At 73.9% G+C, this 20,246-nt stretch carries 22 protein-coding genes; 9 read left to right on the forward strand and 13 right to left on the reverse strand.

Going from position 1 to position 20,246, the window contains the following annotated elements; all coding sequences use genetic code 11:
- Positions 1–35: 35 nt before the first annotated feature.
- Positions 36–758, forward strand: a complete 723-nt coding sequence (locus ACFWZ5_RS05710; RefSeq protein WP_384791975.1) for a dual specificity protein phosphatase family protein — start codon at positions 36–38, stop codon at positions 756–758.
- On the opposite strand, the gene ACFWZ5_RS05715 is transcribed toward ACFWZ5_RS05710, so the two are convergent.
- Together ACFWZ5_RS05715 and ACFWZ5_RS05720 are read right to left on the reverse strand one after the other, a co-directional pair.
- Positions 742–1,329, reverse strand: coding sequence for a GNAT family N-acetyltransferase (locus ACFWZ5_RS05715; protein ID WP_384791972.1), 588 nt, complete (start codon positions 1,327–1,329; stop codon positions 742–744). The genes ACFWZ5_RS05710 and ACFWZ5_RS05715 overlap by 17 nt on opposite strands.
- Positions 1,330–1,524: 195 nt before the next feature.
- A complete protein-coding gene (locus tag ACFWZ5_RS05720) occupies positions 1,525–2,331 on the reverse strand; it encodes an arylamine N-acetyltransferase (RefSeq protein WP_384791969.1) in 807 nt (268 codons plus the stop codon).
- Positions 2,332–2,643: 312 nt separating this feature from the next.
- On the opposite strand from ACFWZ5_RS05720, the gene ACFWZ5_RS05725 reads away from it, so the two are divergent.
- A complete protein-coding gene (locus ACFWZ5_RS05725) occupies positions 2,644–2,913 on the forward strand; it encodes a DUF1905 domain-containing protein (RefSeq protein WP_384791966.1) in 270 nt (89 codons plus the stop codon).
- Here the strand turns inward: ACFWZ5_RS05725 and ACFWZ5_RS05730 are convergent.
- Entirely contained in the window at positions 2,903–3,502 is a 600-nt protein-coding gene (locus ACFWZ5_RS05730) for a TetR/AcrR family transcriptional regulator (RefSeq protein WP_384791963.1), read from the reverse strand. The genes ACFWZ5_RS05725 and ACFWZ5_RS05730 overlap by 11 nt on opposite strands.
- A gap of 125 nt (positions 3,503–3,627) precedes the next feature.
- Between ACFWZ5_RS05730 and ACFWZ5_RS05735 the strand changes: the two genes are divergently transcribed.
- The 5 genes from ACFWZ5_RS05735 to ACFWZ5_RS05755 all read left to right on the forward strand — a co-directional run bounded on the left by ACFWZ5_RS05735 (position 3,628) and on the right by ACFWZ5_RS05755 (position 8,647).
- Entirely contained in the window at positions 3,628–3,819 is a 192-nt protein-coding gene (locus ACFWZ5_RS05735; RefSeq protein WP_384791960.1) for a hypothetical protein, read from the forward strand.
- A gap of 140 nt (positions 3,820–3,959) precedes the next feature.
- Positions 3,960–5,156 carry a hypothetical protein gene (locus tag ACFWZ5_RS05740; protein ID WP_384791957.1) on the forward strand — a complete coding sequence of 399 codons (1,197 nt, stop codon included), beginning with the start codon at positions 3,960–3,962 and terminating at the stop codon, positions 5,154–5,156.
- 76 nt (positions 5,157–5,232) lie between these two features.
- The gene (locus tag ACFWZ5_RS05745; protein WP_384791954.1) at positions 5,233–6,087 is read left to right on the forward strand and encodes a PTS sugar transporter subunit IIA; all 855 of its coding nucleotides are present in this window, start codon (positions 5,233–5,235) and stop codon (positions 6,085–6,087) included.
- 60 nt (positions 6,088–6,147) lie between these two features.
- Positions 6,148–7,719 carry a PTS ascorbate transporter subunit IIC gene (locus tag ACFWZ5_RS05750; protein ID WP_384791951.1) on the forward strand — a complete coding sequence of 524 codons (1,572 nt, stop codon included), beginning with the start codon at positions 6,148–6,150 and terminating at the stop codon, positions 7,717–7,719.
- Between the two features lie 100 nt (positions 7,720–7,819).
- Entirely contained in the window at positions 7,820–8,647 is an 828-nt protein-coding gene (locus ACFWZ5_RS05755) for an MOSC domain-containing protein (RefSeq protein WP_384791948.1), read from the forward strand.
- 43 nt (positions 8,648–8,690) lie between these two features.
- Here ACFWZ5_RS05755 and ACFWZ5_RS05760 read toward each other — a convergent pair whose 3' ends face one another.
- Genes ACFWZ5_RS05760 through ACFWZ5_RS05785 form a run of 6 tightly spaced genes read right to left on the reverse strand, consistent with a single transcriptional unit; the run spans position 8,691 to position 14,572 of the window.
- Positions 8,691–9,206 carry an ester cyclase gene (locus ACFWZ5_RS05760; protein WP_384791945.1) on the reverse strand — a complete coding sequence of 172 codons (516 nt, stop codon included), beginning with the start codon at positions 9,204–9,206 and terminating at the stop codon, positions 8,691–8,693.
- 46 nt (positions 9,207–9,252) lie between these two features.
- Positions 9,253–10,278, reverse strand: coding sequence for an ABC transporter substrate-binding protein (locus ACFWZ5_RS05765; RefSeq protein WP_384791942.1), 1,026 nt, complete (start codon positions 10,276–10,278; stop codon positions 9,253–9,255).
- A 37-nt stretch (positions 10,279–10,315) separates the two neighbouring features.
- Complete coding sequence (locus ACFWZ5_RS05770) at positions 10,316–11,122, reverse strand: ABC transporter ATP-binding protein (RefSeq protein WP_384791939.1); 807 nt, start codon at positions 11,120–11,122, stop codon at positions 10,316–10,318.
- 51 nt (positions 11,123–11,173) lie between these two features.
- Complete coding sequence (locus ACFWZ5_RS05775) at positions 11,174–12,058, reverse strand: ABC transporter permease (RefSeq protein ID WP_384791936.1); 885 nt, start codon at positions 12,056–12,058, stop codon at positions 11,174–11,176.
- Positions 12,055–13,467: an ABC transporter permease subunit gene (locus ACFWZ5_RS05780; protein WP_384791933.1), complete on the reverse strand. Its 1,413-nt coding sequence runs from the start codon at positions 13,465–13,467 to the stop codon at positions 12,055–12,057. The genes ACFWZ5_RS05775 and ACFWZ5_RS05780 overlap by 4 nt, the downstream gene beginning before the upstream one ends.
- 31 nt (positions 13,468–13,498) lie before the next feature.
- Positions 13,499–14,572: an LLM class flavin-dependent oxidoreductase gene (locus tag ACFWZ5_RS05785; protein ID WP_384791930.1), complete on the reverse strand. Its 1,074-nt coding sequence runs from the start codon at positions 14,570–14,572 to the stop codon at positions 13,499–13,501.
- Positions 14,573–14,752: 180 nt separating this feature from the next.
- On the opposite strand from ACFWZ5_RS05785, the gene ACFWZ5_RS05790 reads away from it, so the two are divergent.
- Entirely contained in the window at positions 14,753–15,529 is a 777-nt protein-coding gene (locus ACFWZ5_RS05790) for a Crp/Fnr family transcriptional regulator (protein ID WP_384791926.1), read from the forward strand.
- Here ACFWZ5_RS05790 and ACFWZ5_RS05795 read toward each other — a convergent pair.
- The 3 genes from ACFWZ5_RS05795 to ACFWZ5_RS05805 all read right to left on the reverse strand — a co-directional run bounded on the left by ACFWZ5_RS05795 (position 15,502) and on the right by ACFWZ5_RS05805 (position 19,235).
- On the reverse strand, positions 15,502–16,026 hold the full coding sequence (locus ACFWZ5_RS05795) for a flavin reductase family protein (RefSeq protein ID WP_384791923.1): 525 nt from the start codon (positions 16,024–16,026) through the stop codon (positions 15,502–15,504). The genes ACFWZ5_RS05790 and ACFWZ5_RS05795 overlap by 28 nt on opposite strands.
- A gap of 187 nt (positions 16,027–16,213) precedes the next feature.
- A complete protein-coding gene (locus tag ACFWZ5_RS05800) occupies positions 16,214–17,056 on the reverse strand; it encodes a 2-oxo acid dehydrogenase subunit E2 (RefSeq protein WP_384791920.1) in 843 nt (280 codons plus the stop codon).
- Position 17,057: 1 nt separating this feature from the next.
- Positions 17,058–19,235 carry a thiamine pyrophosphate-dependent enzyme gene (locus ACFWZ5_RS05805; RefSeq protein ID WP_384890462.1) on the reverse strand — a complete coding sequence of 726 codons (2,178 nt, stop codon included), beginning with the start codon at positions 19,233–19,235 and terminating at the stop codon, positions 17,058–17,060.
- 97 nt (positions 19,236–19,332) lie between these two features.
- Here ACFWZ5_RS05805 and ACFWZ5_RS05810 point away from each other — a divergent pair, with 97 nt between their 5' ends.
- A complete protein-coding gene (locus tag ACFWZ5_RS05810) occupies positions 19,333–19,839 on the forward strand; it encodes a VOC family protein (protein WP_384791914.1) in 507 nt (168 codons plus the stop codon).
- 17 nt (positions 19,840–19,856) lie between these two features.
- On the opposite strand, the gene ACFWZ5_RS05815 is transcribed toward ACFWZ5_RS05810, so the two are convergent.
- The coding region (locus ACFWZ5_RS05815; RefSeq protein WP_384890464.1) for an aldehyde dehydrogenase family protein at positions 19,857–20,246 on the reverse strand (390 nt) is incomplete at its 5' end.

The following is a 20,246-nucleotide window of genomic DNA, read 5'->3' on the forward strand; positions in this document are numbered from 1 at the left end:
CGCCCGCGCGTACGCCCTCAGGTGGTGACCTCTTCTTGTCCGCAGCCCCACCCACCCGTGCCGCCGCCCTGCTCGCGTCCCTGCGTACCTCGGGCAGAAGACTGCGCCTGAAGCGGCCGACTCCCCGCCGCGCGCTGAAGCTCGTCGGCGCCTGCGTGCTCGGCTACGCGGTCTTCTGGCTCACCACGTCCGTCGGCATCCTGGCCGTGTCGGCCTGGGCGGGCGAACGCGTCAGCGCCGAGCGGGAGATCACCGGCGTCCGCCACTTCCAGCAGGTCGACGCCCGTCTGTGGCGCGGCTCCGCGCCGACGGAGGCCGGGTACCGCGCGCTCGCGGCCCACGGCATCCGCACCGTGGTCGACCTGCGCGCGGAGGACCTGAGCGCCGAGAACCTGGCGCAGCCGGGGCGCGCGGGACTGCACGTCGTGCGCATGCCCATCCGCGACGGCCAGACGCCCGACAGCGGGCAGGTCGACCGCTTCCTGCGCGTCGTCGCCGAGGCGAAGGGCCCGGTGTTCGTGCACTGCGGGGCGGGCGTCGGGCGCACCGGCTCGATGACGGCCGCCTATCTGGTGCGCACCGGCCAGGCGACGCCGGGCCAGGCGGCGCTGCGCACCGTCGCGGTCGGCCCGCCCTCGATCGAGCAGATCTACTACGTGCTCAGCGCCGACGAGGACGCGAGCCGCCAGCCGCCGCAAGTGGTGTCGCTGATCAGCCGCCTGGCCGACGCGCCGCGCCGGATCAAGGCGTCGCTGTAGCCTCCAGCGCCTCACGCCGGGGCCGGGCCGCCGGGTCCGCCGTGAGCCGCTTCTCCAGGAGCGTCGCCGCGAACCGGCCCGCGACGCCGCCGTCCTTCGACGCCAGCTCGCCGACGACCTCGTACCCGGCGGACGCGTAGTAGGCGCGCAGGCGCGGGTTGTTGGAGCGGCAGTCGAGGCGGCAGCGGCTGCGCCCCGCGGCGAGGATGCGGCGCTCCGCGTGGGCGAGCATCCGGCGCCCGGTGCCCTCGGGCGCGACCTGGCGGTCCGTCATCAGGCGGTGCACATATCCGGCGGTCGGCGGCTGCGGTCCCCACGCGGCCAGGTCGTCCCACCACAGCTCCCAGGCGCCGGCGACCGGTCCTTCGGGGCCGAGCGTGGCCAGCCAGATCTCGCTGTCCGCGAGGCGCGCCCGGAAGTGGTCCTCGCCGAGCTCGCCCGGCTTCCACTGAGCGATGCCACGCCCGATCTGCCAGCGCGCCGCCTCGTCCCGCAACCGGACGAGCTCGGTGACATCGGCCTCGCCGGCACGGCGGAAGCGCAGCTGGTCGATAGGTATATCTGTCTTCACAGTGCGGCAGCCTACGTCCGCGCGCGCCGCGAACGCCGCGATGAACGTCACCGCCTGCGTGCGCGCACGATTCGCGCCAAGAGGTCTGGACAATCCGGCGCGGGCGTGCTGTGTCATGTCGCAAGGACGCGGAGGACACCGAAGGGCGCGGGGCGGGGGCGGAGGACGCCGAGCGGCCGGGAGCCCGTCGCCCGGTTACCGCCCGCCGATCCGCACCGGCGGCGCGATCTGCGGCACCTGGGCGAGCCGGATGCCGAAGTGCGTCTCGTACGCCGCCAGGACCTCGGCGTCCGTGGCCAGTTCGGTGACGTGCTTCTCGGCGCCGGAGCCGGTGCCCGTGGTGACGGTGAGGCTGGCGCCGCTCAGCGTGACCCGGCCTGTCTCCGTGAGGAGGGAGCAGACGAGGTTCTGCGTGAAGTGCGAGGTGGGCGACGTGCGGTGGAACCACGCTCCGGCGGTGAAGTCCTCAAGGGCCCGCGGTCGGCGGTCGAGCAGGTACTGCGGCTCGCCGTCCTTGATCACGTCCACGTCGCCGCCGGGCGCCGCGACGAGACAGAACGTGCCGCCGGGGTCGGCCTGTTCGCCGCGGTCGGCGAAGTCGAGCGGCAGCTGGCTGTGGGTGCCGAAGCCGACGTCGGCGAGCCAGTCGCCGCCGTCGGTGGTGCGCACGCGCAGCGCCAGGTGGTCGTAGGGGATGCCGAGGTGCGGGCCCTGGTGCACGCGGGCCTGGAGCAGCTCGACGTCGAAGCCGAGCGCGGCGAGGAGCGCGGCGAAGGCGCCGTTGAGCTCGTAGCAGAAGCCGCCGCGCCGGTCGTCGACGACCTTCGCGACCAGGTCCTTCTCCGTGAGGGCGACCTCTTCGCCGAAGTGGATGGAGAGATTCTCGAACGGGACGGCGCGCAGGTGGGCGAGGTGCAGCTCGCGCAGCGCCTGTGAGGTCGGGGCTGCGGGGCGCTCGGCACCGATGCGGCGCAGGTAGGCGTCTGTCTGGGCGGAGTCCATGGATCAAGTCTCCCCACGACCGCACGCGGGAGCCTCCGACCTGGGAAGAAGGCGCGCCCCGCTTTGGGTCCTAGGACTTTTGACCGAGGCCCCTGTCGCGGGCGGTGGGTGCAGTCGCCCATGTCACGCGGCAGAGCCACATCGACCGCACCGTCCGGGTCCTCCTGGCCGCCGCGCACGTCTGACGCACGGCCGCCGCCCAGGAGCATCACCGATCGGACCGCTGCGGTAGCGGGCCGGACCGCCGATGAGTTCCGGGGCTCCCGCAGGTCACCACTGCACCATGGAGGTACGACCGAGGGGAGCCCCGGAATGGACAAGCAATTCACCGCAGAGCTGCGCAAGAGCCCGGCCAAGGGCGGCTGGACCTATCTCGTCTGGCCCGAATCCGTCGCGTACTTCGGCACCCGCGGCCTGGTCAAGGTGCGCGGGACCATCGACGGGCAGCCGTTCCGCAGCTCCTTCATGGCGCTCGGCGACGGCACGCACAAGCTGCCCGTGAAGGCCGACCTCCGCAAGGCGATCGGCAAGGAGGAGGGCGACACGGTCACGGTCCGGCTCCTGGAGCGGATCACGGACTGAAGTGGTCCGCCACGGCCGCCCTCAGCAGCGCGTGCGCCGCGTCCGGCGCCCGGTGCCCCACCAGGACGTGCGCGGTGAGCCCGTCGGCGAGCGCGAGCAGCGACTGCGCCGCGCGCGCCGGGTCGGCGTCCGCGCGGAACTCCCCGGTGTCCTGGCCGTAGCCGATCAGCCACACCAGTAGCTCGTGCAGCTTGGCGTACGTCTCGCGCAGGACGGTGGCAAGCGGCGCGCTGACGGCCGCGTGCGCCACGAAGGCGAGCCAGACCTGGGCGTCGGTGCGGTCCTCCGGGTCGGGCAGGGCGATCGCGGCCAGCGTGCGCTCCAGGAGCGTGGCGGCCGAGCGGGGCTCGTCCGTGGCGGCGACCCGCGCCTGCGCGCGGGCACCGACCCGCTCGGAGACGTGCTCGACGGCGAAGAGCAGCATCTCCTCCTTCGTACGGAAACAGCGCTGGACCGCGCCCATCGACACCTCCGCGCGGGCGGCGACGTCACGCAGGCTGACGGCCTCCATGCCGGACGCGGCGATCAGGGCGCACACGGCGTCCGCGATCCGCCGCCGGCGCTCTTCGTAGTCCACCTGCTTGGGCACGCGCCTCGTCCTCCCGGTCCACGCTCGGCATTCCGATGCGGTTGCATCATATCCGCCGCGCGGGCATGATCCTGCGTTGTGATGCGATCGCATCGGAACGTGTGGAACGCGAGGAGGAGAGCGTCATGATGGTCATCGGTCTGGTCCTGCTGGTGCAGGGATTCGGGTCCGCGGTCACGGAGGCGGCCTGGGACACGAGCTTCGGGGTCACGGCCCTGCTGCGGGAGGCGGGGGCGCCCGCGTGGTGCGACCTCGTGCTCGGCGCGCTCGGCGCGGCCGTCCTGGCCTGGGGGATGTGCCGCCGCCTTGCCGCCTAGGTCCGGCTTCGCCGGGGAAGCCGCGCCAAGGGACCGATATAGGCTGTACGTTCTGTGCCTTTTGGCGCACGGCTCTGTCCCGGCTCCGGCCTGTGGGGCAGGGCCCCCTTTTCGTTCACGAAGCACCCGGAGAGTCAGCTGTGACCGCAGTGATCGCCCCGTCCGCCCAGGCCGACCCGGCCGCCCTGTCGACGCAGGCCGCCCCGGCCGCCGACGCGCCCATGGACGTATGCGATGACGCACCCGCGACCGCGGACGTGCCCGCACCCGTGACTGCGGACGTGCCCGCGGACGTGCCCGCACCGGTGACCGCGGACGCGCCCGCGGCGGACGGCGCGGACGCCGCCGCGCGCGAGCTCGTCGAGCGCGACGCCCGCGAGTTCGGGGCCTACGCGCGCACCGGCGGCTGGGCCTTCGGCCTGAAGGTGGCGCGCAGCGTGCGGCCCGGCGGGCAGTCGGCGGCGGAGACGCCGAAGGTCTCCGCGAAGGAGTTCGGCGAGCTCGCCGGGTGCTCCGCCGAGCGCGTCATGCGCTACTACAAGGCCTGGGACCGCGCCGCCGACGACGGCCTCGTGCCGCACTTCGAGGCGCTCGTGCCCGGCGCGGACGTCGAACTCCCGGACGCCGACGTGTGGCTCACGTACTACGTGCCGCGCTCCAGCGCCACCTCCGCGCGCGGCACCGCGATCACCGCCGCGGCCGAGGCGGAGGGCATCCGCCCCACCAAGGCCCTCGAAGTCGCCGAGAACCCCACCGCGTTGCGCGCCGCGATCCTCGCCGACCCCTCCACCGCCCAGGCCGCCCGGCACGCGCTGCTCGACCGGCTGAAGGAGGACCCGGCCCTGCAGACCGAGCTGGCCCGCGACATCGCCCGCACCGACGACCTCAAGAAGGCCGTCGCGGGCGAGGCCAGGGCCGCCGACCGCATCGAGTACGTCCGCAAGATCGCCGAGGAGGGGCAGGTCAGGACCCCGGCCGGGCAGACCATCGACGCGCCCGTCGGCCTGCGCATGGAGGCCGAGCGGCATCTGTCCCTCATCGACGAGCTGGACGACGCCGAAGAGGCGGGCGAGTGGGCCGCGGAGGCGTACGACACGGTCAAGACCCTCGTCGTCGAGACCGTCGAGGCCGACCCCGAACTGCGCGTCCAGGAGCGGCGGACGAAGTTCTACAACAGCCTCCAGAAGGCGACCAAGGTCTTCGAGGAGCTGACCCTCGACGACGCCGCCGACTTCGACGACATCTACGAGGACGACATGGTCCAGCGCCTCGAAGAGCTCCAGGAGGCCATCGGCACCTGCCTCACGGCCCTGCGCAAGGCCTCGTCGGCGGGCTGAGCACCGCCCCCGCGGGTCTCGTCCGTTCGGCCCGCACCCTCTGCCCGGACCCATGGCCTGTGAAACGATCAGCCCCATGGTGTCCCTGAGCGAACTGCTGCCCGCCGAGGCGATCCGGCTCGACGTCACGGCCGCGGACTGGCGCGGCGCCGTCCGCGCCGCGGGTGACCTCCTCGTCGCGACGGGCAGCAGCACGGACGCGTACACCGCGGAGATGATCCGGACCGTCGAGGACAGCGGCCCGTACATCGTGCTCGCGCCCGGCTTCGCCTTCGCGCACGCCCGGCCCTCGCCCGCGGTCCTGCGCACGGGCATGGCGTGGGTGCGGCTCGCCCGCCCCGTGGAGTTCGGGCACGAGACGAACGACCCGGTGGACCTGGTCGTCGCGCTCGCCGCGCGGGACGCCTCCCAGCACACCGAGGCGATGGCCGCCCTGGCCCGCCTCCTCGCCGACCCGGAGACCGACCGGGCCCTGCGGGCCGCGTCCACGCCGGGGGCGCTGCGGGCGCTGCTCGCGGGGGACGAGCCGCCGGGGGCCGCGGACGCGACAGGGGCCGTGAAGGACGCGGAGCCGGCGGAGGCCGCGGCGGGCGTGGAGGACGCGGTGCCGGGCGGCGCCGCGCCCGGCGGCCGGGGCGGCCGGACCGTGCACAAGATCCTCACCGTCTGCGGCAACGGCCTCGGCACCAGCCTGTTCCTGAAGAACACCCTGGAGCAGGTCCTCGACCGCTGGGGCTGGGGCCGCTACGTCACCGTCGAGGCGACCGACACCATCTCCGCCAAGGGCAAGGCGGCGGAGGCCGTCGCCATCCTCACGTCCCGCGAGATCGCCCGGACCCTCGGCGACGTCGGCGTCCCCGTGAAGGTCGTCGACGACTTCACCTCCACCGCCGAGGCCGACCGGGTGCTGCGGGACACGTACGACGTGTAGGTCAGGGCGCGGCCGACGGGGAGTTCGGGCGCGCGGTACGACAGCGAGAGGCAGGACACCGTGGACTGGCTGGTATCCGTAGCGAAGTTCCTGGTCAACGAAATCCTCAGCCAGCCCGCCTACTTGATCGGCCTCATCACGGCCGCGGGCCTGGTCGCGCTGCGCAAGTCGGCGGGCCAGGTGCTCGGCGGCGCGATCAAGGCGACGCTCGGATTCCTGCTGATCGGCGCGGGCGCGGGGCTCGTGGTGGCCGCGCTCGCCCCGCTCGGCGAGATGATCCAGGGCTCGACGGGCGCGCACGGCGTGATCCCGACGAACGAGGCCATCGTCGGCATCGCCCAGGCCGAGTACGGCTCGCGGGTGGCCTGGCTGATGATCCTCGGCTTCGCGGTGAGCCTCGTGCTCGCCCGCTGCACGCCGCTGCGCTACGTCTTCCTGACGGGCCACCACATGCTGTTCATGGCCACGCTCCTGACGATGGTCCTCGCCACCGCCGGACAGAAGTCGTGGGTCGTGGTCGTCGTCGGCGGTGTCCTGCTCGGCATCCTGCTCGTCGCGATGCCCGCCTTCGCCCACCCCTGGACCAAGCGCGTCACCGGCAACAACACCGTCGCCATCGGCCACTTCGGCACCGCGGGCTATGTCGTCGCCGGTGCCGCGGGGCAGGTCGTCGGCAAGCGCAGCCGGTCCACGGAGGACATGAAGCTGCCCGAAGGCCTGCGCTTCCTGCGGGACTCGATGGTCGCCACCGCCCTGTCCATGGTCCTGATCTACCTGATCATGTCCCTGGTGTTCCTCGCCAAGGTGGGCAAGGAGACCGCGTTCAAGGCGTTCGCCACGGACGGCGGCCCCGCGGCCCCCGACGTCGGTGCGTACGTCATGCAGTCGATCATGCAGGGGCTGCAGTTCGGCATCGCGGTCGCCGTGATCCTCTTCGGCGTCCGGACGATCCTCGGCGAGCTCGTGCCCGCCTTCCAGGGCATCGCCAACAAGGTCGTGCCGGGCGCGGTGCCCTCGCTGGACGCGCCCATCGTCTTCCCGTACGCGCAGAACGCCGTCCTCATCGGCTTCATCTCCAGCTTCATCGGCGGCCTGATCAGCCTCGGCCTGCTCGCCTGGATCTTCGAACCGGCCTTCGGGCTCGCGCTGGTCCTGCCGGGCCTGGTGCCGCACTTCTTCACCGGCGGTGCCGCGGGCGTCTACGGCAATGCCACCGGCGGGCGGCGCGGCGCCGTCGTCGGCGCCTTCCTCAACGGCGTGCTCATCACGTTCCTGCCCGCGCTGCTCCTGAAGGTCCTCGGCGCCTTCGGCAAGGAGAACACGACGTTCGGGGACGCGGACTTCGGCTGGTTCGGCTCGCTCGTCGGCAACGCCGCGAAGGCCGGGACCGTGGGCGGCGTCGTCCTCATGCTCCTGATCGGCGCGGTGATCCTGACCGCCGCGATCGTCGTGCAGAAGCGGGTCGTGGAGACCGGCTGGGACCCGGGCGCACGGCGTGACGCGCTGCTGCCGCGCGAGGACGGCACCCCCGCCGCGGCCACCGCCCCCACGAGCCCCACGACCGCGTACGCGAAGATCGCCCCGCCGCCCGGCGCCCCGACACCGCCCCCGCCGCCCGCCGACGGCGAGTGACAGCGCCGCGGGCACAGCGCGCCGACCGGGGAACGGTTGACAGATCATCGGGCGTCCCTAGTACGTTCCGTTGAGAAACCGACGAAGTGGGGGGCGTGTCATGGCTGGTGTCGTCGAAGTGACGTACTACCCCGTCAAAGGGTGCGCGGGGACATCGGCCGACGAGGCGATGGTGACGCCCGCGGGGCTCGCGCACGACCGGAGCTTCATGGTCGTCAGCGAGGAAGGGGTGTACCGCACGCAGCGGCGCGACCCGCGCCTCGCGGTGATCCGGCCCGACATCACCGCCGACGGACGGCGGCTCACGCTGCGGGCGCCCGGCTGCGACGCCGTCGACATCGACGTGGACACGACCGGGGAGCGGCGGCCCGTGGACCTGTTCGGGGTCGCGTACACCGGCATCGACCAGGGCGACGCCGTCGCCGGCTGGCTGTCCGACGTCCTCGGCACGTCCAGCAGGCTGGTGCGGGTGCCCCCGGAGCACGACCGCGTGGTCGCGGGGCGGACCCCGGGCACCTCCGGGTACGCCGACAGCGCCGCCCTGCACATGATGTCGCTCGCCACCCTGGCGGCGCTCAACGAGAAGCTGGCCGCACGCGGCGCGGACCCGCTCCCCATGAGCCGCTTCCGCCCGAACCTCGTGGTCGACGGCTGGGACGAACCGCACACGGAGGACCGCGCGGAGCGCCTCACCGTGGGCGACGTCGACCTGGCCTACGCCAAGCTCGCCATCCGCTGCGCCGTCACCCTGGTCGACCAGGAGTCCGGGACGAAGCAGGGCCCCGAGCCGCTCCGCACCCTCGCCGCCTACCGCCGTGCCGCCCAGGGCGGCGTCGCGCTCGGCGCGAAGTTCTCCGTCCTGCGGACCGGCAAGGTGTCCGTCGGGGACGACGTGCGCGTCGGCGAGTGGGCCGAGTCCGAGCTGTAAGGGTCCACAGGGGTAAGGGCCCGCAGGGCCTGAGCCGGGCCGGTCAGGGAGTCGTCCGGGGCGGCGGTCCGGCGTGCGGTGGCTCCGGCGTCACGTCGAGTGCCCGGGCGCGTGGCGGCTCCGGAACCAGGCCGAGCGCCCCGGCGAGCCCGTACTCGTCGGCGAAGAACCAGGCCTCCGCGACCCGGCCGTCCACCAGGCGCCAGATGCCCAGCTCCAGGACGCTCAGGGACCGGCCCGTCGGCTCGACGCCGAACAGCGGGCCCGTGTGCGTGCCCTGGATCGTCCACACCGCCCAGACCCGGTCGCCCTTCGCGACGACGTCCTCGATCCGGTCCTGCCGGTCGGCGATCGAGGCGGCGGTGTAGCCGGTGCCGTGGGCGAAGCCGCCGAGCGCGGCCAGGTGGGCCATGCCGTGGCGGTGGACGCGGTAGCCCGGGGCGAAGAACGCCGTGCGGCCCTCGACGGTGGCGCGGCGCAGCGCGAGGACCGTGTCGAGGTTGCGGCGCTCCTCGGGAGTGAGCGGCCCTGAGGGCGCGGGGCCGACGAGCGAGCGCATGAGAGGTCCTGAGGACGAGGGTCCGACGGACGAGGGCATGAGGGGCCTACCTCCCCGCCGCGAAGTAGCCGGACACGTCGATCGGCTTCTCCGCGAGGCCGTACGAGCGCATCGCCTCGGCCACGCGCCGCACCAGCGGCCGGACGGTGGCGGCGTCCTGCTTCTCCAGATAGCGGTTGATGACGACGTCGGCGGCGACGTCCGCGTCCGTGCCCGTGAACGTGGGAAGCAGGTCGCGCACCTCGCCGGGGTGCGCGTTGGCGTACCGCGTCGCCTTGGTGAGTGCCGTGCGGAACGCGCCGATCTCCTCGGGGTGGGCCTCGGCGAACGCGGACGTCACCAGATAGCCGCCGACCGGATAGCCCTTGAGCTCGCCCGTGTCGGTGTCGAAGACGGACCGGGCACCGAGCTTCTTGATCATCTGGGTGCGGAACGGCTCGCTGGTGCAGGTGGCCGCGACCTCGCCGGACGACAGCACGTTGGCGTGCTCGGGCGGCGAGACGGGCGTGAACTCGATGGCGTCGGTGGGCAGTCCGCGCGCCTTGAGCTCCGAGCGGACGTTCAGGATGCACACCGTCGTCGGCGCGAGGACGGCGAGCTTCTCGCCCTTGAGGTCGGCGAGCTCACGGGCCCGGGACGCGCCGGACACCAGGACCTGCTGGTTGCCGTGGGACGCGGTGTCGGTGACGGCGACCAGGCGCACGCCGATGCCCTTGCTGTACGCGGTGAGGCCGCCGACGGTGTTCGCCCACGCCATGTCGACCTGACCGCCGACGACCGCCTCGATCGTGCTGCCGGAACCCAGGTCGGCCTCGGGCTTCACGCGCAGGCCCGCGTCCTCGAAGTAGCCCTTCCTGAGCGCGATGTGGAGCGGGACGTTGCTGACGTTGGTGGGGTACGTGACGCGGATGACGGTCCGGCCCTGCTCGTCCTTGGCGGCCTTCGCGGTGCCGTCGCCGCCGCAGGCGGCGAGCAGCGCGAGGGCGCAGGCGGCGGCCGAGCCGACGAGGACGGGGGTGCGCGGGCGCACGTGCGGGGCGGCGGCGCGACCGGCGCGGGGCTTCGCGGGCATGGGGTCCCTTTCCGTGGCGAGGTGCGGGTGCGGGGCGCTATCGGGGGGTGCTGGTGCTGGTGCTGGTATCGGCGTCGGCCGCCGCCGTGCGGATGTGCTCGGCGACCTGGCGTCGCTGGCGCCCGAACGAGGGCAGCGACTTCGTCGTGATCTGGTCCCGCGCGGCGGGCAGTTCGACGTCCATCTCGGTGAGGACCGCGCCGGGCGAGCGGCGCAGGACCAGGACGCGGTCGGCGAGGTACACCGACTCGTCGATGTCGTGCGTGACGAAGAGGATCGTCATCCCCGACTCCCGGTGGACCGTCCGGGTCAGATCCTCCAGACCGGCCCGGGTCTGCGCGTCCACCGAGGCGAACGGCTCGTCCATCAGGAGCACCCGGGGCCGGTACGCGAGCGCGCGGGCGATCGCGACGCGCTGCTGCATGCCGCCCGACAGCTGCCACGGATAGCGGTCGGCCCTGTCGGCGAGGCCCACCGACTCGAGCGCCCGCTCCACCCGCTCGCGCCGCTCGGCCCGGCCGAGACCGAGCGAGCGCAGCGGGAAGTCCACGTTGCGCGCCACCCGCATCCACGGGAAGAGCGACCGGCTGTAGTCCTGGAAGACGACGGCGAGGCCGTCCGGCACGCCGTCCGCCTTCTGCCCGAGGACCCAGGCACCGCCCGACGTCGCGGGCATCAGCCCGGCCACGCACTTCAGGAGCGTGGTCTTGCCGCAGCCGGACGGGCCGACCACGGACAGGAGTTCGCCCTCGGCCACGTCGAAGGACACGTCGCGCAGCGCCGTGTGCGCCGCCGCGCCCTTGCCGTACTCCTTGGTGAGGTCCTTGACCTCCACTGCGCTCACGATCGTCCTCTCGGGGCAGGCGGGTCTTGAAGCGGCTCAGGTGAGTGCGGCTCAGGTCCGTGCGGAGAGATGGCGGTGCCAGCGCAACAGGCGCCGCTCGGCCGCCAGGAACAGCAGGTTGAGCAGGTAGCCGATGAGGCCGAGCAGCACGATCGCCGCCCACATGTCGAGGATGTCGAACGTCCGCTGCGCGGTGATCAGGAAGTGCCCGAGCCCGCTGTCGGCGAGCAGCCACTCGGACAGGACCATCAGGATCAGGGAGAGCGAGAGGGTGATCCTGAGGCCCGCCGCGATCTTCGGCAGCGCGGCCGGGACGACCACGCGGACGAGCTGCACATGCGTCGGGATGTGGAAGGCGCGGGCGGTGTCCCGCTGCACGGGGTCGACGGACCGCACCCCTTGCAGGGTGTTGAGCAGCACCGGCCAGGTGCAGCCGAACGCGATGAGCCCGATCCGCATCAGGTCACCGGCGCCGAAGACCAGCAGGAACACCGGCACGACGGCCGGTTTGGGCAGCGAGCGCAGGAAGGTGACGGGCGGGTCGAGGTACCCGGCGGCGCGCGGCCACTGTCCGGCGACCAGACCGATGACGACCCCGGCGGCCCCGCCGAGCGCCCACCCGCCGAGGGCGCGCAGCAGACTCGGCCCGGCGTCGTCCCGGAACCGGCCGGTGAGCACGCCGTCGGCGAGCGGGGCGCCGAACCACAGGTCGCGCACGCGCACGGCGATGTCGAACGGCGGCGGGAAGTACGGGGACTGCTCGGCGGCCGCGGCCCACTGCCACAGCAGGACGGCGACCAGGGCCGGGACGACGCGGATCAGTACGCCGCCGAGCACGCCGAGGACGCGCCGCGCCGCCCGGTCGCGGGGGAGCGCGCCGCGCGCCGCACCCGTGGCCGAGGTCGAGGTCGAGGTCGACCCGAGGGTCGTCGTCATGACGCCTCCCCGGTGTCCCACCCCGTCGCCCGCCGAGCGACGGCGCTGGTGGCGGAGTTGAGCAGGAACCCGAGCAGCCCGGCCACGGTGACGGCGGCGAACACCTCGTCGGCGTGGAAGCCCGCGTACGACGCGGCGAGGATGACGTGCCCGATGCCGTGCTGGGTGCCGACGGCGACCTCGGCCGCGACGGCCACGGTGAGCGCGGTGGACAGGGCCACGCGCAGGCCCGTGAGGATCAGCGGCAGCGCGCCGGGCAGCACGACGCGCCACCAGGTGGCGAGGGTGCCCACGCGGAAGCTGCGGGCGGTCTCCACCGCGACGCGGTCCGCGCCGCGCACGCCGTACATGGTGTTGAACAGGAGCGGCCACGCGGTGACGAACGCGACGAGCGTCGCCTCCATGCGCAGGCCCTGCCCGAGCACCAGGACCAGGAGCGGGATGATCGCGATCCCCGGCACCGACCGCAGCGACTCCACGATCGGGGTGAGGGCCTTGGTGAGCAGCGCGTACGAGCCGAGCAGCAGCCCCGCGGGCACGGCCACCGCGCACGCGAGGCCGGTGCCGGTGACTACGGCCCGCAGCGTGTGCCCGACCTCGCCGAGGAACTCCGGGTCGACCAGCATGCGCGCCGTCTCCGGCAGGATCACGCTGGAGGGCGGAAGCAGTTGCCGGTCCACCAGGCCGAGCCGCGCGAACCCCTCGAAGGCGAGGGCGAGCACGGCGGCCCCGACGAGCCCGCGGCCGAACACGGCGAGCCGCCGCCGCGCGACCACGCCCCGGTCCGACGCCCCGCCGGACGCGGCGCCGCCCCCGCCCGCCCGACCCCCGGAAGCCTCACCCGCCCGACCGCCGGACGCCTCGCCCCCGCCGCCCCGGCCCCCGCCTCCCGCGCGCCGACCCCGACCCTGACTCCGACGCCGACTGGCCGACACCGCGACCCCGCACACCACCCCGGCCACCACGGACACCCACCCCCACCCGTCGAACTCGTCCCGCACACCGGCGAGTTCGTCGAGCGACCAGGCGCCGGGACCCGTGAGCGCGACGCAGCACGCGCACGCGAGCAGCACCAGCTCGTACTCGAAACCGCCGCCGCGCCGGGACAGGCCGTTGCGGGCGTGAAGGAGCAGGATGTTCACGAACGTGCCGATGAGCACGGCCGTGGCGAGCGGGGTGAGCGCGCCGAGGGCGAGCAGGGTGCCGCCCGCCGTCTCCGACAGGCCCGCCACCGCCGCCATCACGCGCGGCGGCCGGTAGCCGACGCGCCCGAAGAACGCGGCGGCCCCGTCGAGGCCTTCGGCTCCCCACCAGCCGAAGAGCTTCTCCGTGCCGTGGTAGACGATGATCACGGCCACAGCGAGCCGGACGGCGAGCAGGCCCGCGTCGACGGCGTACGAGGCTTCCATGGCGGCTCCACAGGGAGAGAAGGGGCGGTGGTCAGCCTCGGGCGGCGAACGCGGGCAGCACCTCGTCGAGGAACAGGCGCAGGGAGCGGTCGGAGGTCTCGGCGTCCATGAAGCCGTAGTGGAAGAGCAGCGCCATGTGCCGGATGCCGGCGTCCTCGTACGCGCGGATCTGTGCGACGACCGACGCCGGGTCGCCGACGAGCATGGCGTGGTCGAGGAACGCGTCCGGGTCCTGCGGGGACACCCCGACGACGCTCTTGAGGTGCTCGGCGTCGCGCAGGTCGCGGACGGCCCCGAAGCTGCGGCGCTGGCTCTCGGCCATCAGGACGAGCCGCTCGCGGATCTCCCGCTCGGCCCGCTCGCCGGACTCGGCGAGGTAGATCTGCTTCTGCACCATGCTCCAGTCCAGCCGCTCCTGGATCTCGGCCTCGGCCAGCGGGGTCTCGGCGGCGCGCAGCGCCTCCTCGTACACGCCCCAGCGGGCGGCGAGCGGCGCCGGCTTCTCCCGGGCGGAGAACAGGTACCAGCCCTTGCGGCCGGTCCACCGCGCGCCGCTGTCGCTCTGCGTGGCGCGGGCGAACGGCGGCGCCGCGCGGTGGAAGGCCGACGGCATGATGCGGGTGTGCAGGGTGCCGCGCTCGAACGCGGTCTTCCACTCCAGGGGCGGATCGTCCGGGTGCTTGGCGAGCGCCGCCTGGAGGACGTCGAGGTTGTGCGCCATCTGCGCGTGCCGCTCGCCGGGGTCGCGGCCCAGGCCCGCGTACTCGAGGGGCGAGCCGCCCGCGGCGAAGCCCACGATCAGCTGCCCGCGGGTGAGGATGTCGAGCAGGTTGCACTGCTGGGCGAGGCGCATCGGGTGGTGCAGCGGCGGCACGGCCACCGCGAGGCAGAACCGGACGCCCGCGCGGACCCGCGGCGCGAGGTGGGCGGCGAACATGAAGTTGTCGCCGTACGTGTTGTAGCCGGAGAAGTGGTGCTCGGTGAGCACGACGCCGTCGAGTCCCGCGTCGGTGGCCGTGACGGCCTGACGGGTCAGGGTTTCGATGATGTCCACGTCCTCGTGCGGGCCGCGGGTCTGGGCGTTGAGGTAGATCGAGAAGCGCATGCGGGGCTCCCTCGCGGGGGTCGGTCCAGGTCGGTCCGGGTCGCTTGCGGCCGCCTTGGCCTGCGCGGTGGCAAGGAGTGTCGTGAGGCGGCGCGACGCTGGTCAATGCGGTTGTGGAGTTCGTAACGCCCGGCCGCGGGCGGCCTTGCGGCGGGGCGCGGGCCGGGTGACGATGCGGCGATGGACGCCCCGGACGCAGCGCCACCGAAGGCGGCCTCGGTGGCGCCACAACTGCCCGACACGGAAGGCGAGTTGTGCGTCGCCGGTCTGACGCCCGCGCTGTCCCGTCGGCTCGCCGCCGCCGCACTGCCGCTGCGGCTCGCGCGCGGCGACACGGTGTTCGGTCCCGGTGACCCGGGGGACGTCCTGTTCGTGGTCGTACGCGGCCGGGTGCGGCTCGAACGCCGGGCGGAGGGCGCCCGGGAGTACGCGCCGTCCCTGCTCGGCCCGGGGGACGTGTTCGGCGAGCTGACGGTGTTCGACCCCTCGCCGCGCGGCGCCACCGCCCGAGCCCTGACGGACACGGAGCTGCTCTCCATCGGCTCGGCGCCGCTGCGCCGCTGGCTCGCGGCGGAACCGGACGCGGCCTGGCAGCTGCTCGGCCACCTCGCCCGTCGGTTGCGCGGCGCCCACGCCGTGACGCAGACGCTGCTCGCCGACGGCGTACCGGCCCGTATCGCCCGTACCCTCCTGGAGTTCGGGGCTCGCTTCGGCGAGCGGACACCGGCGGGGCTCCTGGTGCGGCACGGCCTGACCCAGTCCGAACTGGCCCTGCACACCGGGGTGTCGCGCGGCAGCGTGAACCGGGTCCTCACCGGCTTCGCGGGGCTGCGGCTGCTCCGGGTGGAGAGCCGGGCCGTCCTGATCACCGATACGGCGGGGCTGCGGGAGCAGGCGGGGCAGGGCACTGCGGGGCAGGGCGCTACGGGTCAGGGCTCCGGCGGGAAGCCCGCGTAACGCCTGCGGTGGTAGAGCAGCGGCACCGCGTCCGGCTGGTGGTCCCCCTCCACGGCGAGGCCGATGACGATGGTGTGGTCACCCCCGTCCACGGTCCGCAGCACCTCGCACGAGACGTACGCGACCGCGCCCTCGGTGAGCACCGGAGTGCCGTTGCGGGCGGGCCGCCAGCCGACCGTCGCGAACTTGTCGTGGCCGCGCCCGGCGAACCGCGCCGACAGGGCGCCCGCGTCGGCCGCGAGGACGTTCACGCAGAACGCCCCGTGACCGAGCACGGCGGCCAGCGTGCGGGACTTCTTGCCCATGCACACCAGCATCAGCGGGGGTTCGCGCGACAGGGAGCACACCGCTCCGGACGTCATGCCTGCCGGGGTGCCGGACATGCCGAGGCCGGTGACGACGCACACGCCGGTGGGCAGCGCGGCGGCGAGCGGCAGGAACAGGTCGGAGGGCAGGCCGTGGTGGGCGACGGAGTGCCGGGACGGGGCGTTGGACACCGGTGCCTCCAAGGACGAACGAGGACGAAGGTGGGTGGGTGTCTTCAGCCTGGCGGGCGGTGGCGGCCGCGCACCGCGAGCTGTGGAATACCGCACAGCCGGGACGCGGGAACTGTGCGTCGGCGCACGCCGCCCCCTCATGCGGGGCTCGCACCTGCCCTCACCGCGGGAGGCATGACGACCGCCCTCACACCAGGAGCCGCAGCGGCTGTTCAAGGAGCGCGGTGAACTCCCGCATCCACGCGGCCGCCACCGCCCCGTCCACGGCACGGAGATCCACGGTCAGGGTCGCGCGCACCACCGGCTCGACCCGTACCCGCCCGGCCACCACCACGGCCTCGGGCCGGGCCGCGCCCACCGCGAGCACCGCCGCCCGGGGCGGAGTGACGGACGCGGCGACCTCCTCGGTCCCGTAACCGCCGAGGTTCACCAACGCCAGCGCCCCACCGCCCCGTTCGTCCGGCCGGAGCCCGCCCGCGCGGGCACGCCCGACGAGGCGTGCGGTGGCCTCGGCGAGCGCGGCGAGCGGAAGGCGGTCGGCGCCGCGCAGCACAGGTGTGCGGCGCCCGCGTTCCGTCGCCACGGCGAGCGCGATGTCCACGCTGTCGTACGCGTGCACGGCGCCGTCCGCGCTCCGGGTGACGTTCATCGCGGGCACCGCGCGCTGGGCCAGGGCCGCCGCCCGGACGAGCAGATGGGTCACGGAGACGTGCGGTGCGGTCCCGAGGTCGTTGAGGCGGTGGCGCAGGTCGAGGAGGTCACCGACGTGGGCCGGGCCGCGCAGACAGAGGACGGGCGCGGGCGCCCCTGGATCCTCCGGAACCCTGGTGGGCGCCTGCCGTCGGCGGCTCGCGACCGCCGCGAGCACATCACGCCGTACGACCCGGCCCCCCGGCCCCGTACCGGGAATCTCCTCGCACGCGAGCCCGGCCTCCCGCGCGAGGCGCCGGGCCAGCGGACTGCTGAACACCCGCCCGGCCGGGGCGGCCTGCGGGTCCTGCCGCGTCGCCATGGCCGCCGCATCCGTCATGTCAGTACCCCGCCATCTCGGTCAGCTTGGCGGCCACCTCGGCCTCGCCCGCGATCGCCGCCCGCTCCAGCGCCTTGCTGATGGCCGGAGACGCCTCGCCGCCCGTGAGCCGCTGCACGGGGTGGTCGAGCCAGTCGAAGAAGCGGCGCTGGAGCTCGTCGGCCAGCCAGCCCCCGTACGAGGTGCCCGCCGCGCCCTGCTCGGCGACGAGGACCACACCGGTCTTGCGGACGCTGCGCCCGATGGTGTCCCAGTCGACGCTCGCCCGGTCGAGCCAGCGCAGGTCGACCACCTCGGCGTCCACGCCCACCTGGTCCACGGCGCGCAGCACGCACCCGGTCATCGCGAGGTACGTCAATACGGTGAGGCGCGCGCCCGCCCGCCGGACGGCCGCCCTGCCGACGGGCACGCAGTAGTCCCAGTCGTCGACGGGCGCCGGGCCGCGGCTCAGATACAGGTCGACGTGTTCCAGGACGACGACCGGGTCCTGGCAGCGCAGCGCGCTGTTCATCAGGCCGACGTAGTCGAACGGCGTGGACGGCGCGGCGACGCGCAGGCCGGGCGCGGTCGCGAGGATGCCCGCCGGGTCCATGGAGTGCTGCGCGCCGTAGCCGGTGCCCGTGGCGACCTTGCTGCGCAGCACCAGCGGGACGGCCGTGGTGCCGCCGAACATGTGCCGGACCTTGCCGATCTGGTTGAACAGCTGGTCGGCCGCGACCCACATGAAGTCGGCGTACATGAACTCGACGACCGGGGTGAAGCGCCCGTCCAGCGCGATGCCGCCCGCCGTGCCGGTGAAGGCGTTCTCGCAGATCGGGGTGCCGATGACCCGGTCGGGAAACGCCTCCTTCAGGCCGCGGGTCGCCCCGTTCGTGCCGCCCTTGAGCCGGTGCACGTCCTCGCCGAGCACCACCACCGACGGATCGGTCTCCATGCGCCGCGCCATGACCGCGGCGATCGCGTCGACGAACCGCCGCTCGGTGAGCTGCCCGTCGAACGTGTCGGCCTCCGCGTACCGCGCGCCGTCGAACTCCGCCAGGTCACCGCGCACCCCCACGTCGACGAAGGACGGGTCGGGCCACTCCGCGGGCCTGACGCGCCGCTGCCCCGGGCGGCCGCGGGGGGCCGGTTCGAGGAGTTCGTCGCCGAGCCCCGCCACCAGGCGGGCCGCCCGCTCGCCCGACTCCGTCAGCTCGGCGGCGGTGAACAGGCCGCGGCGCTGCAGGTGGCGCGCGACGAGGGCCAGCGGATCGCGTGCGCGCCAGGCGCGTTCCTCCTCCTTGCTGCGGTAGCCGAACGCGCTGCCGGGCAGCGCGCCGTTCTGATGGAAGTAGCGGTACACGTCCGCCTCCACCAGCGCCGGGCCGAGCCCCGCCCGCAGGTGGGCGAGGGCCGCCCGCGTCGTCAGGTGCACGGCGAGCGGGTCCATGCCGTCGGTCTTCCAGCTCGCGATGCCGAAGCCGGGGCCGCGCGCGGAGAGCCGCGGCTCACCCGTGGCCTCCTCGACGGACGTCGACACGGCGTACTGGTTGTTCTCGACGAAGAAGCACAGCGGGAGCCGCCACGCAGCGGCCAGGTTGAAGGTCTCCAGGGTCGAGCCGATGTTGACCGCGCCGTCCCCGAAGTACGTCACGGCCACCGCGTCCGTGCCGGCCTGCCGGTGCGCCCACGCGGACCCGGCCGCGAGCGGCACGCCCCCGCCGACGATGGCGTTGGTGCCGAGCGCCCCGGCCTCCCGCCAGCGCAGGTGCATCGAGCCGCCGCGCCCGTGGCTGAAGCCGCGGTCGAGGCCGCAGATCTCGGCGAGGGTGCGCAGGAGCAGGGCGCGCACGTCGGCGGAGGCGTCCGCACGGGGGTCGAGGCCCTTGGGCTCGATGTGGTGCAGGGCCTTCGCGAGGAACTGGTGGTGCCCGCGGTGCGAGCCGTTGACCGTGTCCCGGTCGGCGAGCGCGAGCACGGAGCCGACGGCGCCGCCCTCCTGCCCGACGCTGGAGTGGGCGGGGCCGTGCACGAGCCCGGCGCCCGCGAGTTCGAGGACGTACTCCTCGAAGGACCGGATCAGGAGGAGCTGCCCGTACATCGTGGTGAGCAGCGCCGGGTCCGCGGCGTCCCAGTCGGCGGTGGTCGTGGTGACCTCGGTCCAGGGTGCCGCTTGTGCCAGGCGGCGTTCACTGGTCATGGCATTCTCCACAGTCGGTTGCGAGGGGCGGGGCGGCCGCGTGAACGTGCCGGTGTGCCACGGCAGTCGTGGCTCCGGCGCCGAAGGAGCGTGCGAGATGAGCGACGGCATCCCGGGACTTGCCCGGCTCGACCACATCGGCTTCACCGTCCCCGACCTCGACGAGGCCAGGGAGTTCCTCGTCGACGTCCTGGGCTGCGCGTATCTGTACTCGCTCGGGCCCTACCGCGACGACGACGGCGACTGGATGGCCCGGCACCTGAACGTCGACCCGCGGGCCGTCATGCGGGAGCTGCACTTCTTCAGCTGCGGCGGCCATGCGGTCTTCGAGGTCTTCGCGTACGAGGCCGACGACCGCCGCGAACAGGTGCCGCGCAACAGCGACGTGGGCGGCCACCACGTGGCGCTGTACGTCGACGACCTGGACGCGGCTGTCGCGTATCTGCGGTCCAAGGGGGTGCGGGTGCTCGGCGGGCCGACGGTCAGCCGGGGGCCGAGCGAGGGGCAGCGCTGGGTCTACTTCCTCGCCCCGTGGGGCATGCAGTTCGAGCTGGTCTCCTATCCGCGGGGCAAGGCCTTCTTCCGTCCGCGGACAGGCGGTTGAGGCGGCCGTGCCGGGGCTCACCAGTCGACGGCGACATACTGCGTCTCCAGGTAGTCGAGCAGGCCCTCGTGCCCGCCCTCCCGGCCGATGCCGCTCTGCTTGACCCCGCCGAACGGCGCGGCCGGATCGCTCACCAGGCCCCGGTTCACGCCGACCGTGCCCGCGTCGAGAAGCCCCGAAAGGCGCAGGCCGCGGGCCAGGTCGCCGGTGTACACGTACGACGCCAGGCCCATCTCCGTGGCGTTGGCGAGCCGGACCGCCTCGTCCTCGGTGCCGAACGGCACGATCGGCGCGACCGGTCCGAAGACCTCCTCGTCCAGGACGGGGTCGTCCGGGCGTACGCCCGCGAGGACGGTCGGCGGATAGAAACAGCCGGGCCCGGCGGGGCGGGCGGCGCCGGTCAGCGG

It is taken from the genome of Streptomyces sp. NPDC059003 (genome assembly GCF_042740445.1).
Lineage (GTDB): Bacteria > Actinomycetota > Actinomycetes > Streptomycetales > Streptomycetaceae > Streptomyces.

Bases quoted from the DNA above. Each gene is read 5' to 3' on its own strand.
- ACFWZ5_RS05720 (WP_384791969.1), bottom strand. From the start codon at position 2,331: ATGGACTCCGCCCAGACAGACGCCTACCTGCGCCGCATCGGTGCCGAG.
- ACFWZ5_RS05725 (WP_384791966.1), top strand. From the start codon at position 2,644: ATGGACAAGCAATTCACCGCAGAGCTGCGCAAGAGCCCGGCCAAGGGC.
- ACFWZ5_RS05735 (WP_384791960.1), top strand. From the start codon at position 3,628: ATGATGGTCATCGGTCTGGTCCTGCTGGTGCAGGGATTCGGGTCCGCG.
- ACFWZ5_RS05745 (WP_384791954.1), top strand. From the start codon at position 5,233: ATGGTGTCCCTGAGCGAACTGCTGCCCGCCGAGGCGATCCGGCTCGAC.
- ACFWZ5_RS05755 (WP_384791948.1), top strand. From the start codon at position 7,820: ATGGCTGGTGTCGTCGAAGTGACGTACTACCCCGTCAAAGGGTGCGCG.
- ACFWZ5_RS05760 (WP_384791945.1), bottom strand. From the start codon at position 9,206: ATGCGCTCGCTCGTCGGCCCCGCGCCCTCAGGGCCGCTCACTCCCGAG.
- ACFWZ5_RS05765 (WP_384791942.1), bottom strand. From the start codon at position 10,278: ATGCCCGCGAAGCCCCGCGCCGGTCGCGCCGCCGCCCCGCACGTGCGC.
- ACFWZ5_RS05775 (WP_384791936.1), bottom strand. From the start codon at position 12,058: ATGACGACGACCCTCGGGTCGACCTCGACCTCGACCTCGGCCACGGGT.
- ACFWZ5_RS05780 (WP_384791933.1), bottom strand. From the start codon at position 13,467: ATGGAAGCCTCGTACGCCGTCGACGCGGGCCTGCTCGCCGTCCGGCTC.
- ACFWZ5_RS05785 (WP_384791930.1), bottom strand. From the start codon at position 14,572: ATGCGCTTCTCGATCTACCTCAACGCCCAGACCCGCGGCCCGCACGAG.
- ACFWZ5_RS05790 (WP_384791926.1), top strand. From the start codon at position 14,753: ATGGACGCCCCGGACGCAGCGCCACCGAAGGCGGCCTCGGTGGCGCCA.
- ACFWZ5_RS05800 (WP_384791920.1), bottom strand. From the start codon at position 17,056: ATGACGGATGCGGCGGCCATGGCGACGCGGCAGGACCCGCAGGCCGCC.
- ACFWZ5_RS05805 (WP_384890462.1), bottom strand. From the start codon at position 19,235: ATGACCAGTGAACGCCGCCTGGCACAAGCGGCACCCTGGACCGAGGTC.
- ACFWZ5_RS05810 (WP_384791914.1), top strand. From the start codon at position 19,333: ATGAGCGACGGCATCCCGGGACTTGCCCGGCTCGACCACATCGGCTTC.